Origin of the sequence: Mycobacterium intermedium, from assembly GCF_002086275.1 — a bacterium.
GTDB lineage: Bacteria > Actinomycetota > Actinomycetes > Mycobacteriales > Mycobacteriaceae > Mycobacterium > Mycobacterium intermedium.
The window spans coordinates 118,973-145,394 of the sequence record NZ_MVHT01000003.1 but is presented as its reverse complement, the minus strand read 5'-3'; the positions used below and the strand labels follow the sequence as shown (position 1 = coordinate 145,394).

The 26,422-nt window shown below is 64.9% G+C and carries 31 protein-coding genes and 1 pseudogene; 11 read left to right on the top strand and 21 right to left on the bottom strand.

The window, feature by feature from the left end; all coding sequences use genetic code 11:
• Window positions 1–64: 64 nt before the first annotated feature.
• The 4 genes from BST27_RS02090 to BST27_RS02075 are packed head-to-tail and all read right to left on the bottom strand — an operon-like array spanning window position 65 to window position 2,465.
• Window positions 65–382 (bottom strand): MmoB/DmpM family protein, encoded by a 318-nt coding sequence (locus tag BST27_RS02090; protein ID WP_069417829.1) that lies wholly within the window; start codon window positions 380–382, stop codon window positions 65–67.
• The gene (locus BST27_RS02085) at window positions 379–714 is read right to left on the bottom strand and encodes a Rieske 2Fe-2S domain-containing protein (RefSeq protein WP_069417828.1); all 336 of its coding nucleotides are present in this window, start codon (window positions 712–714) and stop codon (window positions 379–381) included. Before BST27_RS02085 ends, BST27_RS02090 begins: the two co-directional genes overlap by 4 nt.
• Window positions 707–952, bottom strand: a complete 246-nt coding sequence (locus tag BST27_RS02080) for a toluene-4-monooxygenase system B family protein (protein WP_069417827.1) — start codon at window positions 950–952, stop codon at window positions 707–709. The genes BST27_RS02085 and BST27_RS02080 overlap by 8 nt, the downstream gene beginning before the upstream one ends.
• Before the next feature lie 4 nt (window positions 953–956).
• Window positions 957–2,465 carry a YHS domain-containing protein gene (locus tag BST27_RS02075; RefSeq protein ID WP_069417868.1) on the bottom strand — a complete coding sequence of 503 codons (1,509 nt, stop codon included), beginning with the start codon at window positions 2,463–2,465 and terminating at the stop codon, window positions 957–959.
• Between the two features lie 392 nt (window positions 2,466–2,857).
• Between BST27_RS02075 and BST27_RS02070 the strand changes: the two genes are divergently transcribed.
• Window positions 2,858–3,376: a MarR family winged helix-turn-helix transcriptional regulator gene (locus BST27_RS02070; RefSeq protein WP_079220098.1), complete on the top strand. Its 519-nt coding sequence runs from the start codon at window positions 2,858–2,860 to the stop codon at window positions 3,374–3,376.
• A gap of 25 nt (window positions 3,377–3,401) precedes the next feature.
• Here the strand turns inward: BST27_RS02070 and BST27_RS02065 are convergent, their stop codons facing one another.
• The 5 genes from BST27_RS02065 to BST27_RS02045 all read right to left on the bottom strand — a co-directional run bounded on the left by BST27_RS02065 (window position 3,402) and on the right by BST27_RS02045 (window position 8,182).
• Window positions 3,402–4,736 (bottom strand): aromatic ring-hydroxylating oxygenase subunit alpha, encoded by a 1,335-nt coding sequence (locus BST27_RS02065; protein ID WP_069417826.1) that lies wholly within the window; start codon window positions 4,734–4,736, stop codon window positions 3,402–3,404.
• Between the two features lies 1 nt (window position 4,737).
• Window positions 4,738–6,513, bottom strand: coding sequence for an N-acyl-D-amino-acid deacylase family protein (locus tag BST27_RS02060; RefSeq protein WP_069417866.1), 1,776 nt, complete (start codon window positions 6,511–6,513; stop codon window positions 4,738–4,740).
• A 145-nt stretch (window positions 6,514–6,658) separates the two neighbouring features.
• Window positions 6,659–7,111: an ATP-binding protein gene (locus BST27_RS02055; RefSeq protein ID WP_069417825.1), complete on the bottom strand. Its 453-nt coding sequence runs from the start codon at window positions 7,109–7,111 to the stop codon at window positions 6,659–6,661.
• Between the two features lie 47 nt (window positions 7,112–7,158).
• Window positions 7,159–7,536 carry an STAS domain-containing protein gene (locus tag BST27_RS02050; RefSeq protein WP_069417865.1) on the bottom strand — a complete coding sequence of 126 codons (378 nt, stop codon included), beginning with the start codon at window positions 7,534–7,536 and terminating at the stop codon, window positions 7,159–7,161.
• Window positions 7,537–7,804: 268 nt separating this feature from the next.
• Window positions 7,805–8,182 (bottom strand): hypothetical protein, encoded by a 378-nt coding sequence (locus BST27_RS02045; RefSeq protein WP_079220097.1) that lies wholly within the window; start codon window positions 8,180–8,182, stop codon window positions 7,805–7,807.
• A gap of 221 nt (window positions 8,183–8,403) precedes the next feature.
• Between BST27_RS02045 and BST27_RS02040 the strand changes: the two genes are divergently transcribed.
• Both BST27_RS02040 and BST27_RS02035 read left to right on the top strand, forming a co-directional pair.
• Window positions 8,404–9,537: a catalase family peroxidase gene (locus tag BST27_RS02040; RefSeq protein ID WP_276014427.1), complete on the top strand. Its 1,134-nt coding sequence runs from the start codon at window positions 8,404–8,406 to the stop codon at window positions 9,535–9,537.
• Complete coding sequence (locus BST27_RS02035) at window positions 9,534–10,106, top strand: cytochrome b (protein ID WP_069417824.1); 573 nt, start codon at window positions 9,534–9,536, stop codon at window positions 10,104–10,106. Before BST27_RS02040 ends, BST27_RS02035 begins: the two co-directional genes overlap by 4 nt.
• Before the next feature lie 101 nt (window positions 10,107–10,207).
• Here the strand turns inward: BST27_RS02035 and BST27_RS32270 are convergent, their stop codons facing one another.
• Window positions 10,208–10,354: a hypothetical protein gene (locus BST27_RS32270; RefSeq protein WP_156789249.1), complete on the bottom strand. Its 147-nt coding sequence runs from the start codon at window positions 10,352–10,354 to the stop codon at window positions 10,208–10,210.
• Window positions 10,355–10,472: 118 nt separating this feature from the next.
• On the opposite strand from BST27_RS32270, the gene BST27_RS02030 reads away from it, so the two are divergent.
• Window positions 10,473–11,522 carry an ABC transporter permease gene (locus BST27_RS02030; RefSeq protein ID WP_069417862.1) on the top strand — a complete coding sequence of 350 codons (1,050 nt, stop codon included), beginning with the start codon at window positions 10,473–10,475 and terminating at the stop codon, window positions 11,520–11,522.
• Window positions 11,523–11,524: 2 nt separating this feature from the next.
• A complete protein-coding gene (locus BST27_RS02025) occupies window positions 11,525–12,517 on the top strand; it encodes an ABC transporter ATP-binding protein (RefSeq protein ID WP_069417823.1) in 993 nt (330 codons plus the stop codon).
• Between the two features lie 34 nt (window positions 12,518–12,551).
• On the opposite strand, the gene BST27_RS02020 is transcribed toward BST27_RS02025, so the two are convergent.
• The 3 genes from BST27_RS02020 to BST27_RS02010 are packed head-to-tail and all read right to left on the bottom strand — an operon-like array spanning window position 12,552 to window position 13,770.
• A complete protein-coding gene (locus tag BST27_RS02020; protein ID WP_069417822.1) occupies window positions 12,552–12,929 on the bottom strand; it encodes a DUF4267 domain-containing protein in 378 nt (125 codons plus the stop codon).
• Window positions 12,926–13,264, bottom strand: a complete 339-nt coding sequence (locus BST27_RS02015; RefSeq protein WP_069417821.1) for an NIPSNAP family protein — start codon at window positions 13,262–13,264, stop codon at window positions 12,926–12,928. Before BST27_RS02015 ends, BST27_RS02020 begins: the two co-directional genes overlap by 4 nt.
• A 29-nt stretch (window positions 13,265–13,293) precedes the next feature.
• A complete protein-coding gene (locus BST27_RS02010) occupies window positions 13,294–13,770 on the bottom strand; it encodes a DUF1772 domain-containing protein (protein WP_069417820.1) in 477 nt (158 codons plus the stop codon).
• A gap of 96 nt (window positions 13,771–13,866) precedes the next feature.
• On the opposite strand from BST27_RS02010, the gene BST27_RS02005 reads away from it, so the two are divergent.
• Window positions 13,867–14,439, top strand: coding sequence for a TetR/AcrR family transcriptional regulator (locus BST27_RS02005; RefSeq protein ID WP_069417819.1), 573 nt, complete (start codon window positions 13,867–13,869; stop codon window positions 14,437–14,439).
• Between the two features lie 103 nt (window positions 14,440–14,542).
• The gene (locus BST27_RS02000) at window positions 14,543–15,592 is read left to right on the top strand and encodes an ABC transporter permease (protein WP_069417818.1); all 1,050 of its coding nucleotides are present in this window, start codon (window positions 14,543–14,545) and stop codon (window positions 15,590–15,592) included.
• A 1-nt stretch (window position 15,593) separates the two neighbouring features.
• Here the strand turns inward: BST27_RS02000 and BST27_RS01995 are convergent, their stop codons facing one another.
• Window positions 15,594–16,544 carry an extracellular catalytic domain type 1 short-chain-length polyhydroxyalkanoate depolymerase gene (locus tag BST27_RS01995; protein ID WP_069417817.1) on the bottom strand — a complete coding sequence of 317 codons (951 nt, stop codon included), beginning with the start codon at window positions 16,542–16,544 and terminating at the stop codon, window positions 15,594–15,596.
• A 75-nt stretch (window positions 16,545–16,619) separates the two neighbouring features.
• On the opposite strand from BST27_RS01995, the gene BST27_RS01990 reads away from it, so the two are divergent.
• Window positions 16,620–17,075 carry a MarR family winged helix-turn-helix transcriptional regulator gene (locus tag BST27_RS01990; protein ID WP_069417816.1) on the top strand — a complete coding sequence of 152 codons (456 nt, stop codon included), beginning with the start codon at window positions 16,620–16,622 and terminating at the stop codon, window positions 17,073–17,075.
• Here the strand turns inward: BST27_RS01990 and BST27_RS01985 are convergent, their stop codons facing one another.
• The 3 genes from BST27_RS01985 to BST27_RS01975 all read right to left on the bottom strand — a co-directional run bounded on the left by BST27_RS01985 (window position 17,076) and on the right by BST27_RS01975 (window position 21,087).
• Window positions 17,076–18,377: an acyltransferase family protein gene (locus tag BST27_RS01985; protein WP_069417815.1), complete on the bottom strand. Its 1,302-nt coding sequence runs from the start codon at window positions 18,375–18,377 to the stop codon at window positions 17,076–17,078.
• Window positions 18,378–18,799: 422 nt separating this feature from the next.
• Window positions 18,800–19,978 (bottom strand): sulfotransferase family protein, encoded by a 1,179-nt coding sequence (locus BST27_RS01980; protein WP_069417814.1) that lies wholly within the window; start codon window positions 19,976–19,978, stop codon window positions 18,800–18,802.
• On the bottom strand, window positions 19,975–21,087 hold the full coding sequence (locus BST27_RS01975; RefSeq protein ID WP_069417813.1) for a DUF1214 domain-containing protein: 1,113 nt from the start codon (window positions 21,085–21,087) through the stop codon (window positions 19,975–19,977). The genes BST27_RS01980 and BST27_RS01975 overlap by 4 nt, the downstream gene beginning before the upstream one ends.
• A gap of 62 nt (window positions 21,088–21,149) precedes the next feature.
• On the opposite strand from BST27_RS01975, the gene BST27_RS01970 reads away from it, so the two are divergent.
• The 3 genes from BST27_RS01970 to BST27_RS01960 are packed head-to-tail and all read left to right on the top strand — an operon-like array spanning window position 21,150 to window position 23,316.
• On the top strand, window positions 21,150–21,743 hold the full coding sequence (locus BST27_RS01970; RefSeq protein WP_069417812.1) for a TetR family transcriptional regulator: 594 nt from the start codon (window positions 21,150–21,152) through the stop codon (window positions 21,741–21,743).
• Window positions 21,740–22,897 carry a thiolase family protein gene (locus BST27_RS01965; RefSeq protein ID WP_069417811.1) on the top strand — a complete coding sequence of 386 codons (1,158 nt, stop codon included), beginning with the start codon at window positions 21,740–21,742 and terminating at the stop codon, window positions 22,895–22,897. Before BST27_RS01970 ends, BST27_RS01965 begins: the two co-directional genes overlap by 4 nt.
• The gene (locus tag BST27_RS01960; protein WP_069417810.1) at window positions 22,894–23,316 is read left to right on the top strand and encodes a Zn-ribbon domain-containing OB-fold protein; all 423 of its coding nucleotides are present in this window, start codon (window positions 22,894–22,896) and stop codon (window positions 23,314–23,316) included. The genes BST27_RS01965 and BST27_RS01960 overlap by 4 nt, the downstream gene beginning before the upstream one ends.
• Here the strand turns inward: BST27_RS01960 and BST27_RS01955 are convergent.
• From BST27_RS01955 to BST27_RS01940, 4 genes and pseudogenes are all read right to left on the bottom strand, one after another.
• On the bottom strand, window positions 23,302–24,111 hold the full coding sequence (locus BST27_RS01955) for a sugar phosphate isomerase/epimerase family protein (RefSeq protein ID WP_069417809.1): 810 nt from the start codon (window positions 24,109–24,111) through the stop codon (window positions 23,302–23,304). The two genes, BST27_RS01960 and BST27_RS01955, sit on opposite strands and share 15 nt — an antisense overlap.
• 19 nt (window positions 24,112–24,130) lie before the next feature.
• On the bottom strand, window positions 24,131–24,889 hold the full coding sequence (locus BST27_RS01950) for an SDR family NAD(P)-dependent oxidoreductase (protein WP_069417808.1): 759 nt from the start codon (window positions 24,887–24,889) through the stop codon (window positions 24,131–24,133).
• A gap of 31 nt (window positions 24,890–24,920) precedes the next feature.
• A pseudogene (locus BST27_RS31155) lies at window positions 24,921–25,460 on the bottom strand (CE1 family esterase); the annotation flags it as partial.
• A gap of 114 nt (window positions 25,461–25,574) precedes the next feature.
• Complete coding sequence (locus BST27_RS01940) at window positions 25,575–26,405, bottom strand: alpha/beta fold hydrolase (RefSeq protein ID WP_069417806.1); 831 nt, start codon at window positions 26,403–26,405, stop codon at window positions 25,575–25,577.
• Window positions 26,406–26,422 lie beyond the last annotated feature (17 nt).

The window sequence follows — 26,422 nt, the reverse complement described above, 5'->3', positions numbered from 1 at the left end:
TCCGTGACAACCGCACCTGGCAACCCGACTCACCCCCAATCACACAGTCGGCGGCTTGACATCTTCATTGAGAGTCCTCTCGGTCCAGGTACCAGTGCAGTTCGTCGTCGCCGATGTACCGGATCCGGCCGGCGAATCCCGACAGCGCCGGTTCCAGGGTGGCCAGCGGGAAGTCCTGGCCCGCAGCGGATTCCAGGCTCGCCCGAGTGATGCGCAGGAATCGGGGGGCGTGGATGCGCACGTATCCGGCATGGTCGTCGATGGTGAGGTCGACGTCGGGGTTATCGACTTGCGCGGCTTCGATGACCGCCGCGACGATGTCGGGGTCGAAGCCGCGAACCACGGGACCGACGAGCTTGTCTCGTTCGGCTGCAGCGGTCATCGGGGGTCTCCTTCGGTGAGCGATATGTTGATCTGGTCGCCGTCAATGCGTACTGGGTGGCTTTGCAATTGACAGTTGGCGGGGTTCACGCCGGCGCCGGTGTCGAGATCGAACTCCCAACTGTGGGCGGAGCAAGTCAGGATGTTGTTCTCGACCTCTCCGTCGGCCAACGGGAAGCCGGCGTGCGGACATAGGCCGTCGAAGGCGCGTATTTCTCCGCTGCGCAGGTGGGCGAGCAGGATCGGCCGGTCGCCGACGTAGAACTCCGCCACCTCGCCTTCCCACAGGTCGTCAAGGGTGGCGACCGGCGTCCAGGTGGTCGCACTAGTCATAGAAGGCCTCGACGTGATCCAGTGGCCCGACACCGGCCTCCGTGATGCCGATGTTCGGATCCAGCACGACACCGTTGTGCCGCAACCGGATCGGAGCATCCCGCTTGGCGACGCGGTGTCCGACGACGTGATGGGCGATCGACGCGGTCACCGCCGCAACGGTGTCGGCGTCGTCGACGGGGACGAGCAGTTCCATTACGTCGCCTTCGAACAAAGCGGTAAGGGGAAGCAATGCCATCGTCTTAACCCTTCGATCCGTTGGTCGAACCATTGAACGCCCATGCGTAGTTGTCGGCATCCTGGCCTTGCTCCTCGGGTGAAAGACCGAAGTACTCCAGGATGGTGCCCAGATCGGGTGGGCTGATTTCGCCGGAAAGGATGCGGTCGAGCAACGCCTGGTGCCCGGCGAACCGGTCGGGGCGCTGGGTGAAAATCCACTTGCACGGCTCCGAGCAGAACAGGTACTTGCGGCCGTTGTGCACGTGTGACGGCGGTGTCGGGTCCGAGTGCGCCCCAACGGTCACGCCGGCGGCACGCACGATCGGCAGCTGGCACAGGTTGCAGGTGATCGGCACCGTCTCCGGGAAGGTCGCCGCGACATCGCCGTTGCGGATGTTCTCGATGATGACGTCCCAGTTCTTGCCGAAATCACGGTTCCAGCCGGGGTACTTCTTCTCCAGCCACAACCGCTCTTCCTCGGAAACGCCGGCATCGGGGTTCCACCACACGGTCGGGCGGTAGTACCACACGCCCAAGTGGATGGCGTGGTGATACCAGGTCAGTTCGTTGATGAATTCCTCCCAGTACCAGGGGAATTCGAGTCCGTAGTCACGGAACTGGTCGGCGAACTGCTTGACCACCCAGTCTTCGATGAACTCTTTGAAGCTCATCCGGCGGCTTTCCAGCGGGGTGTAGTAGTCCATCGACAGGCCGGTCAGCAGCGCGAAGATGCGCCACGAGCGCCAGAACATGTGGTCGATGAGGAACTGGCCCCACTCGGCTTCACCGTTGTCGATGAGGACCTTGATGGTGGGCTCGCCCTGCTGAGCGTGGCGTGCCTCGTCGGTCTGGATGGAGCTGATCAGGGCCCCGAACTCCAGGTCGCCGACGTCGATGGCGTCGGCGGCCATGCCGAGGAATTGCAGGTTGGTGAAGCCCGTCTCCAACGTGAAGGTCAGCTGCAACGCGATGGACAACGCGTCGTTGGCGACGAACATGTCGTCGAACAGGTAGCGCACCGCGAGGATGATCCAGTTGTTGGTGTGGAACGCCTTGAGCGCCCAGTCACCACGAGGTTCCTTGTCGAGCAGGCCGTACGGGAAGAAGGCCTGGATCTGACCGTGGCGGATCTCGTCGAGGGTGCCGAAGGTGGCGGTGTTGCGCCAGGCGGCCGCACGGCCGAAGCGGCCCATCCGGGCCTCGCCTATGGAGGCCAGATATTCGGGCATCGTGATCGCGCCGTAGTGGGCGACGATCACCGATTTCCAGCCCGGGTCCAGCTGGTCGAACAGCTTGGAGCGGCCGATGGCGTTCTTCAACGAGTAGGTCGTGGTGTCTTTGGTGACCTGGTTGTGTACGTACTCGCGGTAACCGACTTTGTAGGGCTCGTCCCATTTGAGCCATCCGTCGGTGGAGACGCGGTGCGTGCCCGAGAGCTCCTCAGGAAACACCTCGTCCTCGGTGACGTAGCGGAAGGTCCAGTTGGTGTCGCGAGCCAGGTCGTACCAGTCACTTCGGGAAAGTTTGGGCATCAGTCGTCCTTGTCCGTCATGGGCTGCGGTGTGTGCCGCTTGGAGCTGCGTTGATGACGCGAACATCTTCATGATGCGACGAATCCAAAGGACTCCTAATGGTTAGGATCAAGCTGATTCGCACTGTCCGGACACGAACTCGCGGTGGTTACGATCCGATGGGTGCGTCTGCGGTCAGCAAACGCACGGCATGGGTGCGGGGAAGGGATGGCAATGACGGGCACCGGCGATCGCCCGGCCAGTGACGTCGCGTATCCGGGCGCAGTCGAGGACCTGTTGCCGACGTCCGGCAAACCGAATGAGGTCGTGCCCTGAAACCCGAAACCGCACGTCACCATAGCCTTGACTCGAAGATCGTCGCAGCGCTGGATCGAGTCGGCGACGCGCTGCACGTGCTGGCCCGGCGGGCGGCGGAAAGCCACGATCTGTCGAGCACGCAGATGCGGGTGCTCAATTGGCTGTTTGTCGGGCCACCGCCGGTAGCACGCAGCAGGACACTGGCTCGCGAACTCAACGTCTCCGAGCCCACGGTCAGCGATGCGATCGCCGCCCTGGTCCGCAAAGGGTTGGTGGTCCGCAGCCAAGATCCGAACGACCGCCGGCGGCACGATCTGGTGTTGACCCAGGCCGGTCGCAGAACAGCGTCCGAACTGGCCCGGTGGACCGCGCCCGCAGAGATCGCGACATCGAAATTGAGTCGCGCGGAGGCCGAACAGCTCCTCGACACGTTGCTGCTGGTCATCTCGAAACTTCATGATGCGCAGCTGCTCCCGGTCGTGCGTGCCTGCAGCAACTGCGTACAGCTGATAGCCACCGGAACCGAAAACAGGACCTATCACTGCGGGTTGTACGACTTGCCGATGACGGTCGCGGATCTACGCGTCGACTGCGCCGACCACGCGCCCGCGTAGCCGACGGCGCCACACGCTTGCGACGCTAAGAAGGGGAGATCATCCGCTCAGTCTCCGGCAGGTCGAGATAGCGCTCGAGGTTGCGATGCATGTTGATCACACGACGCTCCTCGCCGGACAGCACGAGGTGGGTGAAACCGGGCTGATGCAAGCCGCGTTGTAGGCCGGGGAGCACCCGGATGTCCTGGGTCAGAACGATGCCCGGTTCGGCTTCGGCCGCGGACACCCGCACGTCGGTGGGCTTGTTGCGCGGCGCGCCGGGGGGCATGCGCGTCATCAGAAACATCACCATTTCCCCGTGATCGGGGTCGGGGCCCGGCCGCGAGCACATGATGGTCAAGTGGTCCGCGTTGGCCAGCAACGTCATGTTCGGAAACACGTTGTACTGGTGCAGCCGGGTGATGCGGTCGGTGTCGGCCCAACTCAGGTCGACACCGCGGCTGGCCGCGAACTCGCGGGTGCGCTTGGCGATCAAGTCCTGGACGGTCTGCCCGGGCTGCCTTTCCGCGGCGGGGAAAGGGGCACCCTCGGGAGCGCCCATGAGGGCGCCCTGGGTGTAAACGTAGGCATCCCAGACTTCTTCGTCGCTCAGCGTGCCGTCGAACCGGGGACTCGGCACGCCGTACGGCTGGTCGGACTTGCCGGCGTGAACCCAAATCCGTTGCGGGGCATGAATGTCGTCAACGCAGCGGAGCAACTCCGGATGCAACGTCTGAATGTGGTAGGTTTCGCTGTACCCGTCGGCAATCGTCTTCCAGTTGGCCTCGACCTCCACGGTAAGCGTTGCGTAGCAACGGAAGTCGCTCAGCCGACACCAGGCGATGTCGTCCGGGACGGCGTCCAGGTAATCGACCAGCGGCATCGCGTTGAGGTCGAGATTGACGAAGACCAAGCCCTCCCATACATCGACTTGCGCTGGCACCAACGGGAAGTCCGACATGCGCAGCGAACCGAATCCTTTGCGATTGGGTACCCGCTTCAGTACCCCGGCCAGGTCCCAGGTCCAACCGTGGTAACCGCACTTGAGCTCACGCAGCCCCGAACCGGAGCCCACACACAGTGAGTTCCCTCGGTGCCGGCAGGCGTTCTGGAACGCGCGCAACACGCCGTCATCACCACGAACAATCAGCACCCCGTAAGGCCCGCAACGGTATTCGAAGTAGTCGCCCGGCTCGGCCACGTGGTCGACCATGCACGCTACCTGCCACACCTTGGGCCACATCCGCTGGATTTCCAGCGCGGCGAACGCGGGCGAGTAGTAACGTTCGGCCGGGACCAGCGTAGGGCCGGCGGGTGGGGTGCCGATGGCGTCCTCATCGCGAGAACGTGCCGGATTGCCGGCGGCCAGCGAGCTACTCATCTCAACGCGCGCCGCGCACCAGCCGTCCGGGCCGAGCCCCGGTGTCTACGTCGTTGCGCCGGGTGACGGTCCCACTCACGATGGTCGCCGCGTACCCGCTGGCGCTCTGCAGGATTCGGTTTCCGCCGGCCGGCAGGTCCCACGCCATCGCGGCCGGGTGCAGGGTCAGGGCGTCCATGTCGATGACGTTGATGTCCGCCTTCTTACCCGGTTCGATGGTGCCACGGTCGGTGAGGCCGAACAGGTGCGCGGTATCGCGAGACTGCTTGCGGATCACGTACTCCAGCGACAGTTTGTCGCCGCGCTGCCGGTCACGTGCCCAGTGCGTCAGCAAGAAAGTGGGATACGAAGCGTCGCAGATCATTCCGCAGTGCGCACCGCCGTCGGACAGGCCGAGCACGCCGGCCGGGTGCAGCAGCATTTCCCGGATCGCATCGTGGTTTCCGTCGGCGTAGTTGAACAGCGGCAGCATCAGCATGGCGCTGGCGTCGCGCTGCAGCATGAGGTCATAGAGAGTCGACAAGGGGTCCTCGCCGCGTGCCTGTGCGATCGCCTGGACGGTTCGGTCGGGGGTGGGCTCGTAGTCCGGCGGGTCGCCCAATGCGTACAGGCGGTGCAGTGAGTGCTGCACCAGGGCGAACATCCCGTCGAACAACAACGTCGGGTCGACCGGTAAGTCGTCCTCGGCCAGGATCGCGGACTTGACGGCCGGATCGGCCAGGCGCTGCGCCAATTCTTCCCGGCTGCACTCGGCCTTCAGGCGCCGATACGTGGGTCGGTGGCTGAAGCCGTGGTGTCCCTGGAAGCCGATCATCATGCCGAACGGGCGTGCCGCGATCTGCGGATGCAGGCGTGCGCCCTCCTCGTGTGCGGCCGCGGAGAGGTCCAGCATCTCGCGCCACAGCTTGGGATCGGCGTCGACCTGGATGAGCGCGAACGACACCGGCCGGTCGATCTCGGCGCTCAACCGTCGCATCCAATCCAGTTCTTTCTTGGGCGCGATGATGTCCTCGCCCGCGGAACCCTGCGGGGCCAGCTCGAAGACGGCCTGACCGCCGGCGGCCATGGCGCGGCCGAGGCCGAAGAGTTCGTCCTCGGCGGCGAAGGTGCCGGGCACCGGCTCTCCGTCCATGGCGCGGTGGCCCAGCGTGCGCGATGTCGAGAACCCGAGGGCACCGGCCTCGATCGCCTCAGTGACCAAACGACCCATCGCCTTGATGTCATCCTCGGTAGCCGGCTCGTTGCGGGCGCCCCGGTCGCCCATCGCATAGGCGCGGATCGCGCCGTGGGCGACCTGACTGCCCACGTCGATGGAGAACCGCTGCTTATCGATGGCGTCGAGGTATTCCGGATATGTCTCCCACCCCCAGGTGATGCCTTCGGTCAGCGCCGTTCCGGGAATGTCCTCGACGCCTTCCATCAAACTGATCAGCCAGTCCTCGGTGCCGGGGCGCACTGGTGCGAACCCAACGCCGCAGTTGCCGGTGACCACGGTCGTGACCCCGTGACCGCTCGAGGGTTGCAGCGTGCTGTCCCAGCTCACCTGGCCGTCGTAGTGAGTGTGGATATCGACGAACCCGGGTGCCACCACCTTCCCGGCGGCGTCGATCGTCTCGGCCGACTCGGCGGACTCCAAACCGGATCCCGAACCTGGGCCGGCTGGGCCGCGGCGGACGACGTCGACGATCTTGCCGTTCTTGATGCCGATGTCCGCGCGGTAGCGTTCCGCGCCGGTGCCGTCGACGACAGTGCCTCCGATGATTTTCAGGTCGAACATGACCACCTCTGAACCATGTTGGTCGCCATGGGCCAGGAACTCGACGGGGAGCGATGGCCATCGATACCCGTAGTCGGCCGGGCGGCAAGGCTGGGCTGGGACGTGTTATTACGCTACGCCTAGGAGCGTAAATAATCTACGGTCTTCAGACGCGCGGTCGCGTGAAGTGATTCCAGGTCAGCTTGACGTTGGTTCCGTGCGGTGTCGGGTCGATCGTCGTCTCGTCGGCGAGTGCCCGCATCAGCGGGATTCCGCGTCCACGCACCTGGTAATCGCACGTCGCGGTGGCTTGTGCGGGAACGGTTTGACGCCAGCGGCCGTGATCGCTGACGGTCACGGCGAGGGTGTCGGAATCAACGTCATAATTCGCGCTGACGTCCATCGTGCCTCGTTGCGTCGAGCCGGCGTAAGCAAATTCGGCGGCGTTGGAAAGGGCTTCGCTCACCGCAAGCAGTAGATCACTGAAACGTTCGGCACCGAGCGTGAAATGACGGTCGAGCCAACGGCGGAATTCGACACGCGTGCGAGACGCGCTGTGCGGATCGGCGGCAATCCGCCGTCGCACAAAGCGAAATCGATCGTCAATGTTGGACGTCATATCCGGTGGTGGTATCCGGTGATCAGTTAGCGCAGGCCGGCTTGGCGCTACGCACCAGCGATGCCGCTCAGCGCACTATCCAGGGTGCGGTAGAGCGGGAAAACGGAGTCGATCCCCGTGAGTTTGATCGGTCGGCTGGTTGCTGGGCCATCTGCGACCACCGCAAACTGCGTTGGTGGGACGGCCTCGGCATGTGCGGAAACAAGGACCGTCATGCCGGCCGAAGCAAGGAATTCAACTTTCGACAGATCAACGATCAGCGCCGGAGGCGTGGTCGCCAGCGCGTTGCGGATTGCGTCCGCCAACTGTGGCGCACTGAGCATGTCCACTTCGCCAGAGACGGCGACCACCACTGCGTCATCAGCCTGGTATTGGCTTACCTCAAATACGGTTCGATCAATTGGATCGCCGGGTTGGTCGACCATGTCGTATCTCACATCCGTCCTCGGGGGGAGCCACCCCGGTAATCAGACAATCGCTGCTAAGCCCGAGGCTGTTTCTTCAACCTCTACGCCGTTACCAGCCGATTGAGAATCGGCAGTTCGGCTCGATCGTGCGCGGCAAAAAGCGGAAAGCAGCGACGCCGAGTCGTATTACATCCTAAAACGTGTAACGGGCGCTGTCGCAGCTCAGGTCCAGGGTGGCCGTTCGCGCGTGTCACATGGGCACCCGAAACGAGCATTCAGCGAGGTCCTACAGAGGTGATGCCTGCTGGGTCAGGTCCACGAACAGGTAGGCGAGGCAGAACAGAAAGTTGAGCACAACCAGGAGCAGGCCGGCGAACATCAGTGCGCGGGTGCCCCGGCGTTTCATCCGCTTGATCTTGGCGCTGCGCTGTTCTCGGCAAAGGTGAGTGGCGATGATCGCGAAATTGACGTTGGTCAACTCGCGCTCGGCGGCTGGGGCACCTGCCAGCAACTCTTGCAGGCGTCTCGGTTGGGTGTGCACCCCGACGCAGGCGAACCGCCGGCACAGCCGCCTGGCCTGCCGCCGCCCAAGGATCTGTCCGCGCACCGGTAGCTGATGCGAGAGATTTCTTCGTTCGTCGCCCCACGAGTTGGACGGGGTCACAAGCGGGGATTCTAGAACGCTGGCATGGGGAAATGGCAGCCTTCGCGCAAACAAATTCTTCCCTGCTCTAAGCGGGTCATGCCCGCGCCTGCGGGTGGGCGCTGACCGGGCAAACTTGAACCGATTTCGGTGCAGCGCCGTAGTGCTGGGCGGGTGTCTGAGACCGGCGTCGGACCGGCGGCGGAAGGACGGTGCGCGTGGAGCCCCACGATGACGACGAGCTGCAGGAGAGCCAGACCCGCCGCGACCGGTGGCCCTTCGCCCGCGACCTCCTGTCTCGACGGGGTGCGCTGCTGGGCCTGGGAGCAGTGGCCGGCTTCGCCGCGGTCGACGCAGGCGGATTCGCCTATGCCGGCGGATGGCTCAATCGGTGGACAGACCCGGAGTCGCTGACTCCATCGGGATTCGCCGATCGATTCGAGCGCGTCTACGGTCACCACGACGGGTTTCGTCGCAACCACGCCAAAGGCCTCAGTGCGACGGGGACCTTCGCCAGTAACGGCGCCGGCGCGGCCATCTGCCGCGCCTCGATCTTTCAAAAGGGGAGCGTGCCGCTGATCGGCCGCTTCTCATTAGGCGGTGGTCTACCCGATCAGGCCGACAAGCCGGACACCGTGCGCGGACTCGGCCTGTTGTTTCAGGCCGCGGACGGCCAGCAATGGCGCACGGCGATGATCAACCTTCCTGTCTTCACCGACAGCACCCCGCAGGGCTTCTATGACCGTCTGCTCGCGTCCAAGCCACTACCCGATACCGGCAAGCCCGACCCGGACAAATTGGCCGCATTCCTCGACCGGCATCCAGAGACGGTCGCCGCGATGAAGATCATCAAGGCGCACCCGCCCACGACCGGATTCGCCGACAGCACCTTCCACGGATTGAACGCCTTCTACTTCACCAACAGCGGCGGTGTGCGGGTTCCGGTGCGCTGGTCGGCGGTTCCGCAACAGGTTCCCGAACAGCAAGTCACCGCGCCGCCGCACCCGACCCAGGGGCGCGGTAAGGACTATCTGTTCGACGACCTGATTCGAATCCTGGCCCGTCGCCCTCTCACGTGGCGCCTGGTGCTCACGGTCGGCGAGTCCGGAGATCCAACCACCGACGCCACCAAGCCCTGGCCGAAGTCGCGCAGGACGGTCGACGCCGGCGCCATCACCATCACGGCCGTGCAGACCGAGGCAGCCGGCAACGCTCGCGACATCAACTTCGATCCGCTGGTGCTGCCCGACGGCATCAGCCGCTCGGACGATCCGCTCTTGAGTGCCCGATCGGCCGTGTACGCACATTCTTTCACCCGCCGCGCCGAGGAGGACAAGTCGCCCAGTGAAGTCGACGTCGCGCGGGTGCTCGCATGACGGATACGGCCGCGCCACGCTTCGCCCTGCCGTCCCGGATCCTGCACTGGCTCATGGCGCCCATGGTCATCGCGCAGCTGCTGATCGGCGTAACCATGGTCGCATCCTTGAGCTACTACCCGCTGCTGCTGGCGATCCACCGGCCGTTGGGTATGTTGATCCTGGTCTTCGCGGTGGTGCGGTTGATCAACCGGCTCACCCACCGGCTGCCGCCGTTCCTGGCGACCATGAGCCGCGTCGAGCGGCGCATCGCCAGCTGGTCGGAATACCTGCTGTACGGACTGTTGCTGGCCCAGCCCCTGGTCGGATGGGCCATGCTGTCGGCGGCGAGATATCCAATGGTGATTCTGATCGGCCCGGTTCGACTACCCGGCATCGCGCCGCACAACGTCGACCTGTACGCGGTGCTTCACAAGACGCACGGTGTGCTTGCTTTCCTGCTTTTCCTGACCTTCACCGCGCACGTGTGCGCGGTTCTCTTCCACACCCTTGTCCTGCGTGATCGGCTCATCGATCGCATGGCGGTGTGGCCCACCAAAGCCACAGCGACAGACCGGGGCGAAGGGTGAGCTATTCGAATTTGCTGCGCTGCTCGTCGATATCGTCCCGGCGATTACACGCGCGGAAGTGTCTGGTGCAATTCAGAAAGCGGCATGGCCACTTGGGATATTCACGTATGTAACCCGTGGTTGGTGAAATCCATCCCGAGTTCGTAGCGCATACCCCGAACATCGTTGCCCGCGGTAACGGTGATCAACGACGTGACCGACGACCGGATGAGCGGATGCACTCCGCGGCGGAAATCGCTGTCCCCCAATTGTCCGAGTGAAATTCTCACCGCAAGGGAAGTGGTGCCGTGATCGGTTAGCTTCCTAAGCTACCTAAATCGAAGACAACCTTGCATTCGACGGGTTACCCGTTGGTACATTCTCATGATGCTCTTTGCCGCCCTGCGTGACATGCAATGGCGGAAGCGCCGCCTCGCAATCACGATCGTCAGTACCGGACTGATCTTCGGCATGACGCTCGTTCTCACCGGGCTGGCCAACGGGTTTCGCGTCGAGGCCAGGAACACCGTGGACTCAATGGGTGTCGACCTGTTCGTCGTCAAGACGGGCGCGGCGGGACCGTTCCTTGGTTCCATTCCGTTCCCCGACACCGACCTGGCCCGGGTGCAGGCAGATCCCGGCGTCGCGGCGGCGGCCCCCTTGGCCTGCCTCGGCACGCTCATGAAGGACGGCAGCGGGACGCGCAACGTCACCGCCTTCGGAGCGCCCGAACGCGGACCCGGCATGCCACAGGTATCGGAAGGGCGGGTGCCGTCCGCGCCTGACGAGGTGGCGGCGTCCAGCACCGTGGGCCGGAAGATCGGCGACAAGATCGAAGTGGGGACGCACACGTTGCGGATCGTCGGCATCGTGCCCAACTCCACCGCAATGGCCAAGATTCCCAACATCTTTCTGACGACCAAGGGTCTGCAGCAACTCGGGTACAACGGGCAACCGCTGATCACTTCGATCGGAATCAAGGGCTCGCCGCAACACTTGCCGGAGGGCTACCAGGGCTACAGTCGCAGCGCCGCCGTCGACGAGTTGGTGCGGCCACTCAATGTCGCGGTGAATTCGATCAAGATCGTCGCCGTGCTGCTGTGGATCGTCGCGGTGCTGATCGTCGGATCGGTGGTGTACCTCTCGGCGCTGGAACGGTTGCGTGACTTCGCGGTGTTCAAGGCGATCGGCGCCACGACCCGCTCGATCCTGGGAGGACTTGCGCTGCAGGCACTCGTCGTCTCGCTGCTCGCTGCGGTGGTCGGCGTGGCTCTTGCCCAAGTGCTCGCGCCGCTATTCCCGATGATTGTGGCCGTGCCCGCGGGTGCTTACCTCGCATTACCGGTCGTCGCAACTGTCATTGGTCTGCTGGCCAGCCTCGCCGGGCTCAGGCGTGTGGTGGCTGTCGATCCCGCGCTGGCTTTCGGAGGTCCTTAACCGTGGGCGATCTCAGCATCCAGAACCTCGTCGTCGAGTACTACAGCGGTGGCTATGCGCTGCGGCCGATCAATGGATTGAACCTCGACGTCACCGCCGGGTCACTGGTGATCCTGTTGGGGCCCAGCGGGTGTGGGAAGACCACGCTGCTGTCGTGTCTCGGCGGCATTCTGCGGCCGAAGTCGGGTGCCATCAAGTTCGATGACGTCGACATCACCACACTCGAGGGCGGTGCACTGGCGAAGTATCGACGCGACAAGGTGGGCATCGTCTTTCAGGCGTTCAACCTGGTGCCGAGCCTGACCGCGCTGGAGAACGTGATGGTTCCGCTGCGCGCGGCCGGATGGTCCCGCGCGGCGGCCCGCAAGCGCGCGGAGGAGTTGCTCACCCGCGTCAATCTTCAAGAGCGGATGAAGCATCGGCCGGGCGACCTGAGCGGCGGGCAACAGCAGCGTGTCGCCGTGGCACGCGCCATCGCACTGGATCCGCCGCTGATCCTTGCCGACGAACCCACCGCGCATCTCGACTTCATCCAGGTCGAGGAGGTGCTGCGGTTGATCCGCGAACTCGCCGACGGCGACCGCATCGTCGTGGTCGCCACCCACGACAGCCGGATGCTGCCGATGGCCGACCGAGTCGTCGAGCTGACACCCGACTTCGCGGAGACGGACCGTGAGCCCGAGACCGTGGAACTGAAGGCCGGCGAAGTGCTCTTCGAGCAGAGCACGATGGGTGAGCTGATCTATGTGGTTACCGAAGGCGAGTTCGACATCGTGCACGAACTAGCCGACGGCGGTGAGGAATTGGTGAAAGTGGCCCGCCCGGGCGACTACTTCGGCGAGATGGGTGTGCTGTTCCATATGCCGCGCTCGGCGACGGTGCGCGCTCGCACCGATGCCAAGGCCGTCGGCTATACGGCACCGGCATTTCGCGAGCGACTCGGTGTGGGTGGCCTGCGCGACCTGATCGAGCACCGCGAGCTTGCCGGCGACTGAACGCTCCAGTTCTTGCCCCGAGCCATGCCCTCATTTATGAGGTGAGCAAAAGGGCGGCAGTGATCAGCATGACCGCCGCGGTAAGGCCGTGAACTCCCCAGGCGATCGACTTGGATCCGCCGCTGACGAGCACGATGACCGTGTCCGCGAACGGAATTATCGTGGCGGCCAACACGATCCAACCGAGCAGGTGCGTAGCGCCCGCGGCCAGCAGAATGATGACGAACAGCCCCGACGCTATGTCGCGGATGCCTTTGACGCCCAGATAGGCGCCGACGGACCGCTGGCCGAGATCCGCTGGCACGCCATAGCCGTCGGCGGCGACGCGCGGCGCGACGATGAACCGAGCGCCGATGAATATGATGCCCGCGGCTACGAGTCCGGCGAGTGTGTAGCCGATGGTGGTGGTCATGTCGCGCCTCCCGAGGTCTGGTGAATTGGCGTAAACGATGTGGGCTCAAGGAAAATCGTCTGAACGTCGATGATCTCGCCGACGTCGAAGCCAGCCATGTCGGCGGCGAATTGCGGGCTGTTCATGACATCTCGTGCGACGCGCTCGGGCTCGGCGCCCGGCGGGTAGCCGATCATCGTGACGAGGCGGTTCGCACCGGCGCCGCGTTCGGTCCACACGCCGTGGGTGGTGACGCCGAACTCTTCGAAGGTTGCCAGGTGGCGGGCCCAGTGCACCGTCGCGTACCGCTGCAGCGCTTCGGACGACCTTAGGGTGTAGATCCTGAGCTGAAACATCGGCGCGCCTTCTGTCCGGGCTCGGCGAATCAGACCGTCAACCCCACGCACAGCGCGGCCAGTGCCAGGCCTTGCAGCGCGGCGCGGGGACCGATGACGTGATCCCACTTTGCTTGCAGCACACGTCCGTTCGGTAAGGACTGGTTGGCATCGGCGGCCGCGGTCAGCCGCAGATTGATGGGTGCGCTCACCCGGGTGTAGAGCGCGATCCAGGCCAACAGCAGAACCAGTGCAATGCCCGCCGCGACCGACTGCGCCCAGTGCGCGGCCGCCGCGTTCAGGGCCGTTGTTGTCGCGGTGGCCAGGGTGCCGATGATCCCCGGCACCGGCATTCGCCGGTCGCCGTACCGGTGCACGCTGCCCATGACCGCGACCAGGGCACGGTCGTCGACGGCCGCCAAGGCCGGTCGCAGCACGATCGCCGCGAACACGTCGGTGCCGTAAACGACCGCGGTGCTCAACACCGCTATGAGTGCGACGGTTCGGGTGATGAGGTCCAAGGTCATGGCAACTCCGTCCGAGGTAACTGCTAGCAACGCTAACCCTCGGCCGGCGCCACGTCAATAGCGGTGCTAGTTTTTCTAGCTGCGCTATAATTCGGCATGGCCATCGGGGACCGGCGCGAGCGGGAGCGGGCAGAACGTCGGCAGTTGATCATCTCGACAGCCCGCAAGCTGGCCGAGGATGAGGGCTGGGATGCTGTCACGACGCGACGGCTGTCCGCCGAGATCGAATACAGCCAGCCCGTGTTGTACAAGCACTTCGCCGGCATGGAACAACTTGCCGATGCCGTCGCCGTCGAGGGGTTCGGCGAGCTCGCCGAGGTGAGCAGGGATGCGCGCCCGGGTGCTGATACCCCCGGCGACGCCCTGGCCCGGATCGCCAACGCCTACCTCGACTTCGCCCGCCGCAACCCCGCCGTCTACGACGCCATGTTCGCTCGCGCAACCAAGTTGCGCTTCGCCGCCGAGGACACACCACCCGAGCTGACGGCGGCCTTCGCCGAACTACGCGAGGTGGTCAGCCGCGTCGGCGGCGAGCAGGACGCGGACGCGCTGACCGAGGTGCTGTGGGCAGCCCTGCATGGACTGGTCACCCTCGGTCGTACCGGCCGGCTGCGTCCCGGTCATGACTCCGAACGCCTGCAACTTCTGGTCAACCTGTTCACCGGGTGACCCCGGCGGTGCTGGTGATGCTCATGGCATCGGCCGGGGTCAACGCGGAAAAACTACACTTCAGCCCCTGCCGCTGGCCGAACCCCGGCGGTACCGTCTTGCCATGCTTTTCGCGGCGTTGCGCGACATGCAGTGGCGGAGGCGCCGTCTGGTCATCGCGATCATCAGCACCGGGTTGATCTTTGCGATGACGCTCGTGCTGACCGGCCTCGCGAATGGCTTTCGCGTTGAGGCGCAGCGGACGGTCGATTCCATGGGCGTCGACTCGTTCGTGGTCAGGTCCGGCGCGGCCGGCCCGTTCCTCGGCGCGAGTCCCTTTGCCCAAATCGACTTCGACCGGGTGTCCGCCGCGCCGGGCGTCATGGCTGCGGCGCCGTTGGCCACGGCGGCGACCACGATCACGGAAGGCTCTTCGACCCGAAACGCCACCGCGTTCGGCGCACCGGAGCATGGGCCGGGCATGCCGCTCGTTTCGGAGGGTCGCGCTCCGAGAAGCCCTACCGAGGTCGCAGTATCGAGCACCTTGGACCGCGAGCTCGGTGACGATTTGCAAGTCGGTGGGCACCGCCTGCGGGTCGTCGGCATCGTGCCGGGGTCCACCGCACTGGCGAAGATGCCGAACATCTTTCTGACCACCGAAGGTTTGCAGGAAGTCGCTTACAACGGGCAACCCACGATCACGTCCATCGGGATCAAAGGTGCACCGCAACAACTCCCCGCGGGCTACCAGCTCGTCGATCGAAGCGCCGGAGTCAGTGACCTGTTGCGTCCGCTGCGGGTTGCGGTCAATTCGGTTTCCATAGTGGCCCTACTGCTATGGATCGTCGCGGTGCTGATCGTCGGGTCGGTGGTGTATCTGTCTGCCCTGGAACGACTTCGGGACTTTGCGGTGTACAAGGCGATCGGCGTGCCGACCCATTCGATTCTGATGGGGCTCGCGCTGCAGGCGCTCATCGTCTCGCTGTTGGCCGCGGTGGTGGGCGTAGTTCTTGCCCAACTGCTGGCGCCGTTGTTTCCCATGACGGTCGTGATACCGGGGCGTGCCTATCTGGCGCTACCGGCGATCGCCAGTGCCATTGGCCTGCTGGCCAGCATTGCCGGACTCAAGCGCGCGGTGAGCGTTGATCCCGCCCTCGCCTTCGGCCGTCCCTGAGTCAGCGGTGGTGCCGGCCGAAGAAGCGCCAGACGGTGTCGGTGGCGTCGAGCGCTTTCGACGGCTCCGCGGCACCGAGCAAGTCCGCGAGCGGGCCGCGCTCACTGCCGGGCCACTGGTGTCCGGCGCCAGCAACCGAAATTAGTTGGACGGCACGGCCACTCGGGCATGCCGCGGTTTCGGTCGTCACGACGCCGGCAGTGGTCGACGTCGGAGGTCTGCAACCATCGATCACGCGCCACGTGGCGGCGACCGCAGGTATGCCAGGGCCGTTGACACGGGGAGTTCCGTTGGACTTCAGCGCCTTACCCGGCCCGCCGTTATAAGGGACGCTCTGATCGTCGGTGCCATGGATTTGTAGAACCGACGTGGGCCGTGCGCGCGAGCAATCGGTCACCAATGTTCCCGCCACAGGCGCGACTGCGGCGAACATCTCTGTCTCACAGGCCAACCGGAGTGCCATCATGGCCCCGTTCGACATGCCGGTGGCGTAGATGCGGGACTGGTCGATCGGGATGCGCCGGCCAAGCGCAGCCACCGCGGCGGCGATGAAACCGACGTCGTCGATGTTGTCTTGCTGCGGCATGCCGCAGCAAGACCCCGCGTTCCACGCCCGGTGGTGACCATCGGGATACATGACCAGAAAATGTCCGGTGTCGGCCTTGTCGGCCTGGGCATCCCAGTGATAGCTGCGTTCGGCCTGTGCGCTGTTGCCGAAGCCGCCGTGCATCATCACCACCAGGGCCGCGGGCCCGGCCAATCCCTGCGGGCGGTAGAGGTCGAATTTCCTGCTGATACCGCCCCATTCGATGATCTGACTAGAGCGTCCGATCGGGACCGGACCAGTTGCGGGATCGCCCACCGCGTGGCCGCCGCCGAAGCACCCGCCTGTCGCGGCCAGCAGAACCGCGAGGAGCGGAAACAGCCAGGCTCGGAAGCGCGCAGGTGCCATCTACTCATGGTGACATCGGAGCAGTCAATTGACAAGTAACTTGTCAATTGACTAGAAGATGGCAGACTCGCAGGCATGCGACGTCTTCCAGATGCCGAGTGGAAGCCGACCGTGCCCGCCTTGGTGCAACTGGTGGCGGCGACGGGAGGACCGCGTTTACGAGCGGCATTCGCCGAAGCCGGACTCGACGGGCTCCGCCCCGCGCAGGCGGTCGCGCTGGTTCCTTTGGCGACCGGCGGACTTCATGCGTCGGAGTTGGCCGCGCGACTCGGTGTGACTCGGCAGGCGGTGGCGCAAGGTGTGGCTGAGCTCGATCGATACGGCTATGTCACTCGTGTCGCCAATCCCGCCGATGCCCGCAGTCGGATCATCGAGTTGACGCCCCGAGGTCGGCAAGCGTTGCGCGTCATGCGCTCGAGCGCGTTGGAGCAGGAGCGGCGCTGGGAGCAGATCTTGGGCGAGCGTCGCCTGCGCGACCTGCGTAAGACGCTGCAGATGCTGCTGGCCGCGCACGAGGACCCGCCTGCCTGATTACCGCGCGGGTGACCTTGCTGCGGTCAGCGCCCGAGCGGACACCAGCGCAGCGAGCATCACCGCGACACAGACGAGTCCGTCGTCCTTCAGGCCCCACTTCACCGAGGCCAGGATGGCGGCGCCCGCCACGCACAGCAGCAGGCCGACTGCCGCGCCTCGCCGCACCGACGTGACAGCGGCAGCGCCGTCCCACCCCGGCAGGGCGTTGTTCTCCAATGGCCGCAGCACCGCGAACAACACGGCCATGATGGCGACCATGATGGCGATCTGAACGACGCCGATCGCGACGAAATCCGGCTGACCGGGAAAGCGGGGATGTCCGAGGCCGTCGAAGATCAGGTGCACGCCCAACAGCACGGGCATGTGCCACAGATACAAGGTCATCGCTCCGGAGTTGCCCAGCGCGGTCCACCACCACACCCGCGGTCGCTGTGCCCATCGATTGATCGTGGGCGCGGCCGCAATCGCCAACGCACTCAAGACGATTGCGTGGCCCGCCAACAGCAGGGACGGCGGGCTCATATTGGTCAGGCGCTGTCCCTCGATGCCCACCAAGCTCAATTCGTAAGGGCCCCAGTGAATGAGCGATATGTCGACGGCAAACAGTGCCACCGCCGTGCCCAACGCGGCACGCCCACTGAGCAATCCGCGCCGGTAGGCCACACCGAACATGCCGGGGATGAGCCACGCCGTCATGTTGAGATACCCGAGCGGCGCCAGGGCCGGCCACTGCAGCCGAACCGCGTCGACCAGGGCCACCAATGTGTAGACAACCGCCACTCCCGCGGCGAGCCGCGTAGGTGAGGTGATCCGGCTCAATGCGGGGATGGCGGCCAGTACCAGCACGTAGGCACCGAGAAACCAGAGCAGTTGAATGCTGATGCCGGCGACGGGCTCGTAGACGTGCTCCGGCAGGACGCCATAGAGGGCGAGCAGCGCGACGGCCCAGAACGCGAGGTAATAGAACACCGGTCGGAACAGCCTCGAGCAGCGCTTCATCAGCCAGCCGCCCCAGTTGGTTCCGGGGTGCCAGGACGTCACGCACGCGGCGACACCGGCGAAGAAGAACAGCGGCATGATCTGAAAGATCCACGTCAGCGCCTGGAACACCGTCGATGTGGTCAGCAGGTTGTCCCAAATGAGCACGCCGTCGCGGATGACACTTATCGCCATCACAGTGTGTCCCAGGACCACCCCGACCAGTGCGGTAATCCGGATGACGTCAATGGCTCGATCGCGGTCAGCGGGAGTGCGTGCAGCTAGTTCGGTAGGGCCGGGCAAGCCCATCAGAGAGGTCATTTAAGGAAGCATGGCTGCGCCGGACGCCGCCGGCTTGCGTAGTTCTACTCGACTTGCGAAATAAATCTACAGTATTGCGTGCCAGTACCGGCGTTGTATGCGAGCCAATTTTGCGACGCGCTTCTCGCGATTCAATCGCATGGCTATCAACGCGAATTTGACGTCGGTCATCTCGTCTTCGGAGACAGGCATTCCGTCGAGCATCTCCCGAAGCCGCCCGGGCGGAATATCCACGCCAACTCGCGCAAAGCGTCGGCTCAGCCTTCGCGCGTGGCCTTTACGGTTCGCACGGCCAAGTATCTGAGCCACCGTGCGTAGCGGGTGTGCGAGTTTGCCTTCATGGCCCCAGAAGGTCATCACAGTGGGCGATTTTATGCCCTCTAAGGGGTATTTCTCGGGACGTAGCGGGCGAGTCCCGCAGGTTAACGCAGTTGCTCGGTCGGTACGCCGTAGCGATCTTGATACGCTCGCACCCGCTCTCGGACCTCCCCGGCGTCCAAACCGGTGTCCGTCCAGGTGTAGCGTCCGCGTCCGCCGTCACCCGGATGCGCGGCCAGAAATTCGCGCATCCGCTGTTCTGCCTCCGGTCTCAATTCGCGGTCCAGTCTCTGATAAATGTCGCGGATCGTCGTCCAAGGGTCTTTCATGAAATCGGAGAAAAGCACGTCGATCACGCGGCCGGGAGGAATAACGCCGCGGTCGCGCAGGGCCATTTCGCGGTCGAGACCGACGGTGATCTCCTCGTAGGACTGGGCCGCGCATTCGGCGATGTTCGACTCGTCGCTGGCCATGCGTCGCAGGTGGTGGGTCAATGCGGCGATCGATGAGATGACGTTGAGCGGGTCGCGGTGGGTCTGCACGATCAATGCGTCGGGGTACTCGGTGAGCAGGGCATCCAACTGCCAGAGGTGTGCGGGCGACTTCAGCAGCCACTGGCCCGGCACTCCAGATTGCAAGTGCTGCAGGAAGACTCGATGGTACCGATAAGCGCCGGCGTGATCGGCCTGGTACAGCAGCCAGCGGTAGTAGCTGGGCAGGCGGTACTGCACCGAAAAGATCATGCTGGTGAACTCGCCGGCGGTGATGCGCACGCATTCCTGTCCGACCAGAGCGCCCATGGGGTGGAACTTCAGGAACCCCGGGATGATCTGTTCGGACATCTCAATGCTGGCCTGCGTCTGGGCGATCCGTGGATCGTCGTGATAGGTCTCGGGGCGGGGAACCGGACAAGGGTTGTCGACTTCCCACGTCAGCGGCGCCCGAAGGTCGGGATCCTGGGCGAGCAGGTCATAGAGGATGGTGGTCCCGGTTCGGGGTTGGCCGACGATGAAGATGGGTTGATCGATCGTTCCCGCGGCGACCCCGGGGTTTTGTCTGCGCCACGCGATGATCTCCAGCCGGTTCTTCAGGGCGCGCATGAGATCGAGGTAGGCGATCTCGACGCCGATCACCGACAGTCGCGCCTCGTTGACAAGGCCGTCGACCAAGCGTTCCAGCGCGGGTTGCCAGCCGTCCTCGCCGAAGTCGTCGCTGCCCGCTTCCTCGCATGCGGTGGCGATCAGTCGTTCCGGGGCGAACCGCTCCTGCAATCCCGTGGTCATTCCGCCTCCTTACGCCCGTCCGCGCCCTTACGCACCGACACCGTGACGTCGGGCGGGCTGGGATTGTCCAACCAGCGCAGCACGACGAAACCCCGATGCCGCCCGCCTGTGTCGAGCCAATGGCCCAAGCCGTAGTCCTCGGCGGAGATCGCGATGCGCACCCGCCCGTCGTCGTCCGGCTGAACTCCGCGGTTGGTCACCGAACTGTGTCTGCGCCGTGGCTCCAGGCACTCGTGCCAAATGCTTTCCAGGGTGACGTTCCAGTAGCGCGTGTCCGGAGGCGCTATGTCCAGCACCAGAACCTGGCCGGGCTCAAGCCGGAACGTCCCGATCATGTACAGGTTGTCGGGGGTGGTGTCGGCCGCGCCCAAATCGGCAGCCTCGGCGGTCAAGAGTGTGTTGGGGCTTTGCAGCAGTTCGGGCTTGATGGTGCGGTGCATAGTGGTGAGTTTCATGAGCGACCACGCCATCGCGGTGAACTGGTCCGCGAGGTCGGCATCGGTCAGCGTGTTCACCGACTCGGGGTCGAGTGCGTCGATGTGCAAGGTGGCCAGCTCTTCGGCGGCGCGATCGGCGATGTACTCCCGAACGACCACCGCCGATGCATCCTCGGGAATCTGAAGCCATTGCGCGCCCGCCAGATCGTCTGGTTCTTGCGCGGAGAGCACCAGCGCGAATTCGCCTGAGTCCAATGCCAAGTCGCTGTCACTGATGTAGCCGGCCATCCGCCGCGGCGTGAGTCCGGTACCGGCCAGGATCTGCAGCCCAAGGTAAGCACTGGTGCCCCGGGTGCCGGTGATCCGGTAGCGCCGGTCGCCGCGAATCATCGCCAGGTAGTAATTCCCGTCGGGATTGGGGCCGCCGATCATGCGGTTCGGCGAGCACATATCGAAGAACACCGGCTGGGCAAGGTCGGACTCGACCGACATCTGCGCGCACAGCGACGACACCCGAGCGATGACCCGCAGCCCCTCGATGAGTTCGCGTTCGGACTCGGCGTCCTGGGTGACGATCTTGGTGACGTTGTCCAGCATCTGCTGGAAGAACTGCCACGCGGCGAGCGACTTGGCGGCACCATCGGATGATTCCGACGCAGCGTGTTGAGTCATAGTCTCATACTTAGACTATGTCTCAGTCCCACGGAAGTGATTCGCGGCAATATCGTCGAGGAATGCGCAGGGCGGCGGTTGGCGGGTCGCTCGCCGAGCGCAGGCGGGCCGCGACGCGTCAGCGCATCGCTGCGGCTGCGGCAGAGCTGACGGCGAATGTCGGGTTGGCCGGGGCCACGGTGGAGCGCATCGCCGATACCGCCGACATTGGCCGGGCCACCTTCTTCCGGTATTTCAACTCCAAGGAAGATGCGGTGGCCGAGGGCATGAATGTCCGCTGGCTGAACGAAATCACCGCGGCCTTAGCTGCCCAGCCGGCGGAGCTCAGCGCCATGGACGCGGTCGCGGGCGCCTTCGCGCAGCTTGCCCGCGGATTCGACGAGATCGAGCAGCAGGTGCGTGAATTGGCAACGCTCACAAGGTCTTCAGAAACACTCGATGCGTGGACACTGCGCATCTACGTCCGGTACGAAGCGGCGATCGCCGAACTCATTGCGCCGCGGATACCGACGCTGTCTCCTCTAGACCCCCGGCCGCGCCTGATCGGCGCCCTGGCCATGGCGACGGTACGCATCGCGCTGGACGACTGGCTGAGCGACGGGGGATCGCTGCCCGACCGGGTGCGCCAAGGCCTGGCCGCGATCACGGTGGCGTGATCAAGGTGACCGCGGCGATTGTCGGGGTGCACAACACGCGACAAGCGCGCCGCCTGGACGGAGAGACCTCGCACAGTCTGGCGCTGAAAGCCGTCCATGGGGCCCTCGATGACGCGGGACTGTGCCTTGAAGACGTCGACGGAATCAGCGCGGGCGCCAGCTCCACCGCGCTGATGTATGACCTGCGCGTCGGACCTGCCTGGCTGGGACAGGGTTTCGGAGTCGGCATGGTGACCGAGGCGGTCCTGGCGATCGAGCACGGTATGGCCGAGGTGGTGGTGCTGGTGGCCGCTCAAGCGGGTGAGTACCGCGATCACGAGGCAACGGCGCCGTGGACCCGACCGGAGAACGAGTTCGTCGCGCCGTGGGGAATGTTCACCGCCGCGGAGTTCGCCCTCATCGCGCGCCGCCATATGCACGTCTATGGCACGACCCGAGAGCAGCTTTCCGTGGTCGCGGCAACCATTCGAAACAACGGCTCGCAGAATCCCGAAGCCGTGTATTACCAACGCGGACCGTTCACCCCGGAGGACATCACCGCGTCACGGCCGGTTGCGGACCCCTTTCATCTCCTCGACTGCGCCACCACCTCAGAAGGCGGCTGCGCCTTGGTCGTGGCCAACCTGGACAAGGTATCGGTCGATACGGAACGCGCTGTTTACGTGCTGGGCAGCGGGGCGGACTTCCACGGCCCCTCGTATCAGCATCCGCCCGCGTGGGACCTCGTCGGCCGCCGCGGAGATCACGCCAACGGCGTGGTCGGCAGGCGCGCGGCGGACCGGGCGTTCAGTCACGCCGGACTTCGGCGTGATGACGTGGACGTGCTGGAGCTCTACGACCCGTTCTCGTTCGAGATCATCCGCCAACTCGAGGCGTTCAGGTTCTGCGGCGACGGGGAAGGCGGGCCGTTCGTCGCCGACGGCCACATCGCCATCGACGGCAGCCACCCGGTCACCACCGACGGAGGCACCATGTCCTTCAGCCATGCCGGCGCCAACCCGCAGATGATGCAGCGCGCGATACGAGCCGTCCAGCAACTGCGCGGCGAAGCGGGTCCCCTGCAGGTGCCGGACGCGCGGATTGCGTTGTGCAGCAACGGCGGGGCCGGAGCGCTGTTCACCACAGTGCTCATCCTGGGGAAGGATCCGCGATGACGTCCGAGCCGCTGCGGCCGCAGGCCGGGCCCGTGCCACATACCAGCAGCGCGCTCAGCCGCCCGTTCTGGGCTGGATGCGAGTCGGGGGAATTACGCTATCAGCATTGCGCGGCGTGTAATCGGGCCAACTTCCCGCCGACCGAACACTGCCGTGAGTGCCTTTCGGGGGATTTGCGCTGGACGCCGAGTCGCGGCTTCGGCGAGATCTACAGCTGGACGTTGGTGCACCGACCCGTCACCGCGCAGTTCCAGCCGCCGTATGCCCCGGCCATCGTGATACTGGACGAGGGCTACCAGATGCTGACCAACATCGTCGGCGTCGCGCCGCAGGACCTGGCGATCGGCCTGCGCGTGCGGGTGCAGTTCCACCGCATCGACGACGTCACCCTGCCGTACTTCACCTCAGCGAGTGAGTAATTCACGCGCAGCGTCCACACTGGGGCGCAGCCGCTCCATCGGACCCACACCCGATTCCGCCAGGGTCCGCATCGGGACCTCCAACCCGACGACGACGTCGGCTGGCACCACGTCAAGGATCTCGGCCAGCGGAAGTTCACCGTCCCCAGGAGCCATCCGCTCGTACATCGCCTCCTCCAGATACGACGCGAGGCGCGGGCGCAGCGTCGTATCGCTGAGTTGCACATACCCGATCTTCTCCGGGCCGAGGTCGCGTAACTCCTTGGCGCCGTGGCCCGAACGTACCCAATGCATGGTGTCGACGGTTAATCGCAGGCCGGACCCACCGACGTGTTCGATGGCAGCCGCGACCGTGGCGGGATCACCGATCGTCATTCGCGGTGACATCTCGACCGTCGTTCCGATGCCGCGCTCGGCGGCAAGCTGTGTCAGTGTCGCAAGTTGGTCGAAGGTGCGGGCACGGTCCTTGTCGAAACTCAGGGTGTTGATCTGGGCGGCTCCGAGTTCGGCGACGATGTCGAGATCGGCCGCCAGGTCGGAGACGTCGGAATTGGGCAGGATGACCAAGCCCTCCGCCAGGGAGATTGTGATGCCGCGGTCGTTCAGCGCGGCGCGCAGCTCGGCGCGCAGGCTGGCGTCGTCACGAAGGGAGAAGGCCGGATAGCCAAGGGATTCCAGTCTGACGCTGACTAGTGCGGTGGAGATGTGACGGCAGCCGAGATCGGCAGCCAGGTGTACGAATTCGACGGGTGGTAGCCCGAACACACTGATGAACTCGATGCCCAAATCGCGCATTACCGAGGGGGTTCCGTTTCTACCCACCCAGCATGGTCAGGCCACCGTCGACGGCGATCAGTTGGCCAGTGATGAATCCCGAACCGGCACCGGCCAGAAACACCAACGCCGGGCCTAGGTCGCGGGCGGGGTCGCCGAGCGCCCCGCCCAACGGGATCATGGTCTGAAGCTGTTGGTCTATGAAGGGACCGGCGGCGGGGCCGAGAAACTCTCGCAATCGGTCTGCGCCGGGTGTCTGTACTGCTGGCGCCAGGGCGTTGACGGTGATCTTCTCGGCGGCCCAGGCGCGGGCCGCAGAGCGCGTCCAGGCTTGCACCGCCCCCTTGGTTGCGGCGTATACGGCCGAAATGGGGCTTCCCATAACGGCTTCGGATGATCCGAAATTGATGATCCGGCCGCCGGCGCCAGTGCCTTTAATGGCGGCATAGGCGGCCTGATTGGTCAGGATGGTCGCTTTCACGTTGGTGTCCAACAGGAATGCGATCTCGTCCACGCCAATCTGGCCGGGTATTCCCGGTTGCCACAACCCGGCGGCGTTCACCAGGACGTCGAGCCCCCCGAGGCTCTCGACCGCACGCTGGACCGTCGCTGAGACCGCGTCGGCATCGCGGACGTCGCACTGCAGCCACGTCGCCACGAGGTCGTCCGGCGGTGGTGTCCGGTGGTAAGTGGCGACGATGTCGGCCCCCGAGGCTGCGAGGACGCCGACGGCGGCTGCACCGATACCGGTTGCGGCTCCGGTGATCAGGATTCGTCGACCTTCCAGAGGTTGTGTCATGTCCGGAACGCTACCGTGCGGTGCGCCGACCTCAGAGGTGATGCTGGGCGAAGAACTCCCAGATGGTGTTAGTGGCGTCGAGCGCGGTTGAAGGCGGGTTCAGGCCATGAGCCGCTCCAGGAACGGCCTGGATTGTCCACCCGGCCATTGGTGTCCGGCTCCGGCGACCGAGATCAGTTGCACGTGGCGGTCGTCAGGACGAACGGCGGTCTCGATCGTCACGCTCGTTGGTCGACGGTATCGATGGCCCGTCGACACGCGGCAGGCCATTCAACTGGCGGGCCGCGCCCGGCCCGCCGTTGTACGGGACCTGAGTGTCGGCGGTGCCGTGGATCTGCAGCACCGATGTCGGGTGCGCCCCCGTACAGTCGGTCAGCAGGGTGCCCGCGACGGCGGCCTCCGCAGCGAATGTAGTTGTTTGACAACCCAATCGAAGCGCCATCATGGCGCCGTTGGGCATACCCGTGACGTAGACGCGGGTCGGGTCGATTGGTGTCCGGCGGATGATGGCGGCGACCAGTTCGGAGAGAAACGCGACATCGTTGACAAGACAAGCACTGCCGCCGGCAGGCACATTCATTAATCGGGCGTGCCGGAACGACATGGCCACAAGGGTGACAGCAAACACCCCTATTGACAATTGCCTTGTCATTCGTGTCGGCGCCGGCGGGTTCGCCGCCGGGCCTCAGGTACGCACGGCTACCGATGACAACAAGTCGGCAAGCCGGTCCGGTTGGTCGATCATCGAGAATGTTCGGGATTTCTCGATGACCTCGAGGCGGGCGTTCGGGATCGTCTCGGCCAGGCGTACGCCGTCGCCTTGCTCGAAGAACAGGTCGTTCGCCGACCACGCGACGAGCGTGGGCTTGTCGAATTCGGGCAGGCGCGCCGCAACCCCAGTGGTGACTTCGGTGCGCATTGACAGCGTGAACTGGCGCAAGTCTTCCGCAATCGCTGGATTGGACAGCACCGGGGCCACCCAGGCTCGGGCTAAGTCGTCAAGGTTGGCGTAGGCCAGACCGCCATACCCGCGGCGGCGGGCGGTCGGAGTCCGCATCAGCTGGGTGGTGGCCCGAAACAGGGTCTTCGACTTCGCGGCGGCCAGCACCGGTTTCAGGATCGGCGGCGGAAAGTGTTCGAACGCATCACAACTCGTCAGGACAAGTGCTCCGATGCGCTCGGGATGGTGCACCGCGACGAGTTGCGTTACCACCCCGCCGGTGTCGTTGCCGACCAGCACCACGTCCTCGAGATCGAGGGCGGCGAGGACATCGGCGACCATGTCGGCCACACCGGTGATGCTTCGATCGGCACCGGGGCGCAGGGGCTCCGGATGCGCGCCGAGCGGCCAGGTGGGTGCGATGCACCGCAGACCGCGTTCGGCCAGGCGCACGCTGACCTGGCGCCACAATTGGCCGCCCATCAGGTATCCGTGCACGAACACGACGGGTCGACCGGTTTCGGGACCGGTTGCTTCGTAATGGATGGTTCCGGCATTAATGTCGATCGTCGACATGAAGAACTCCCGCAAGA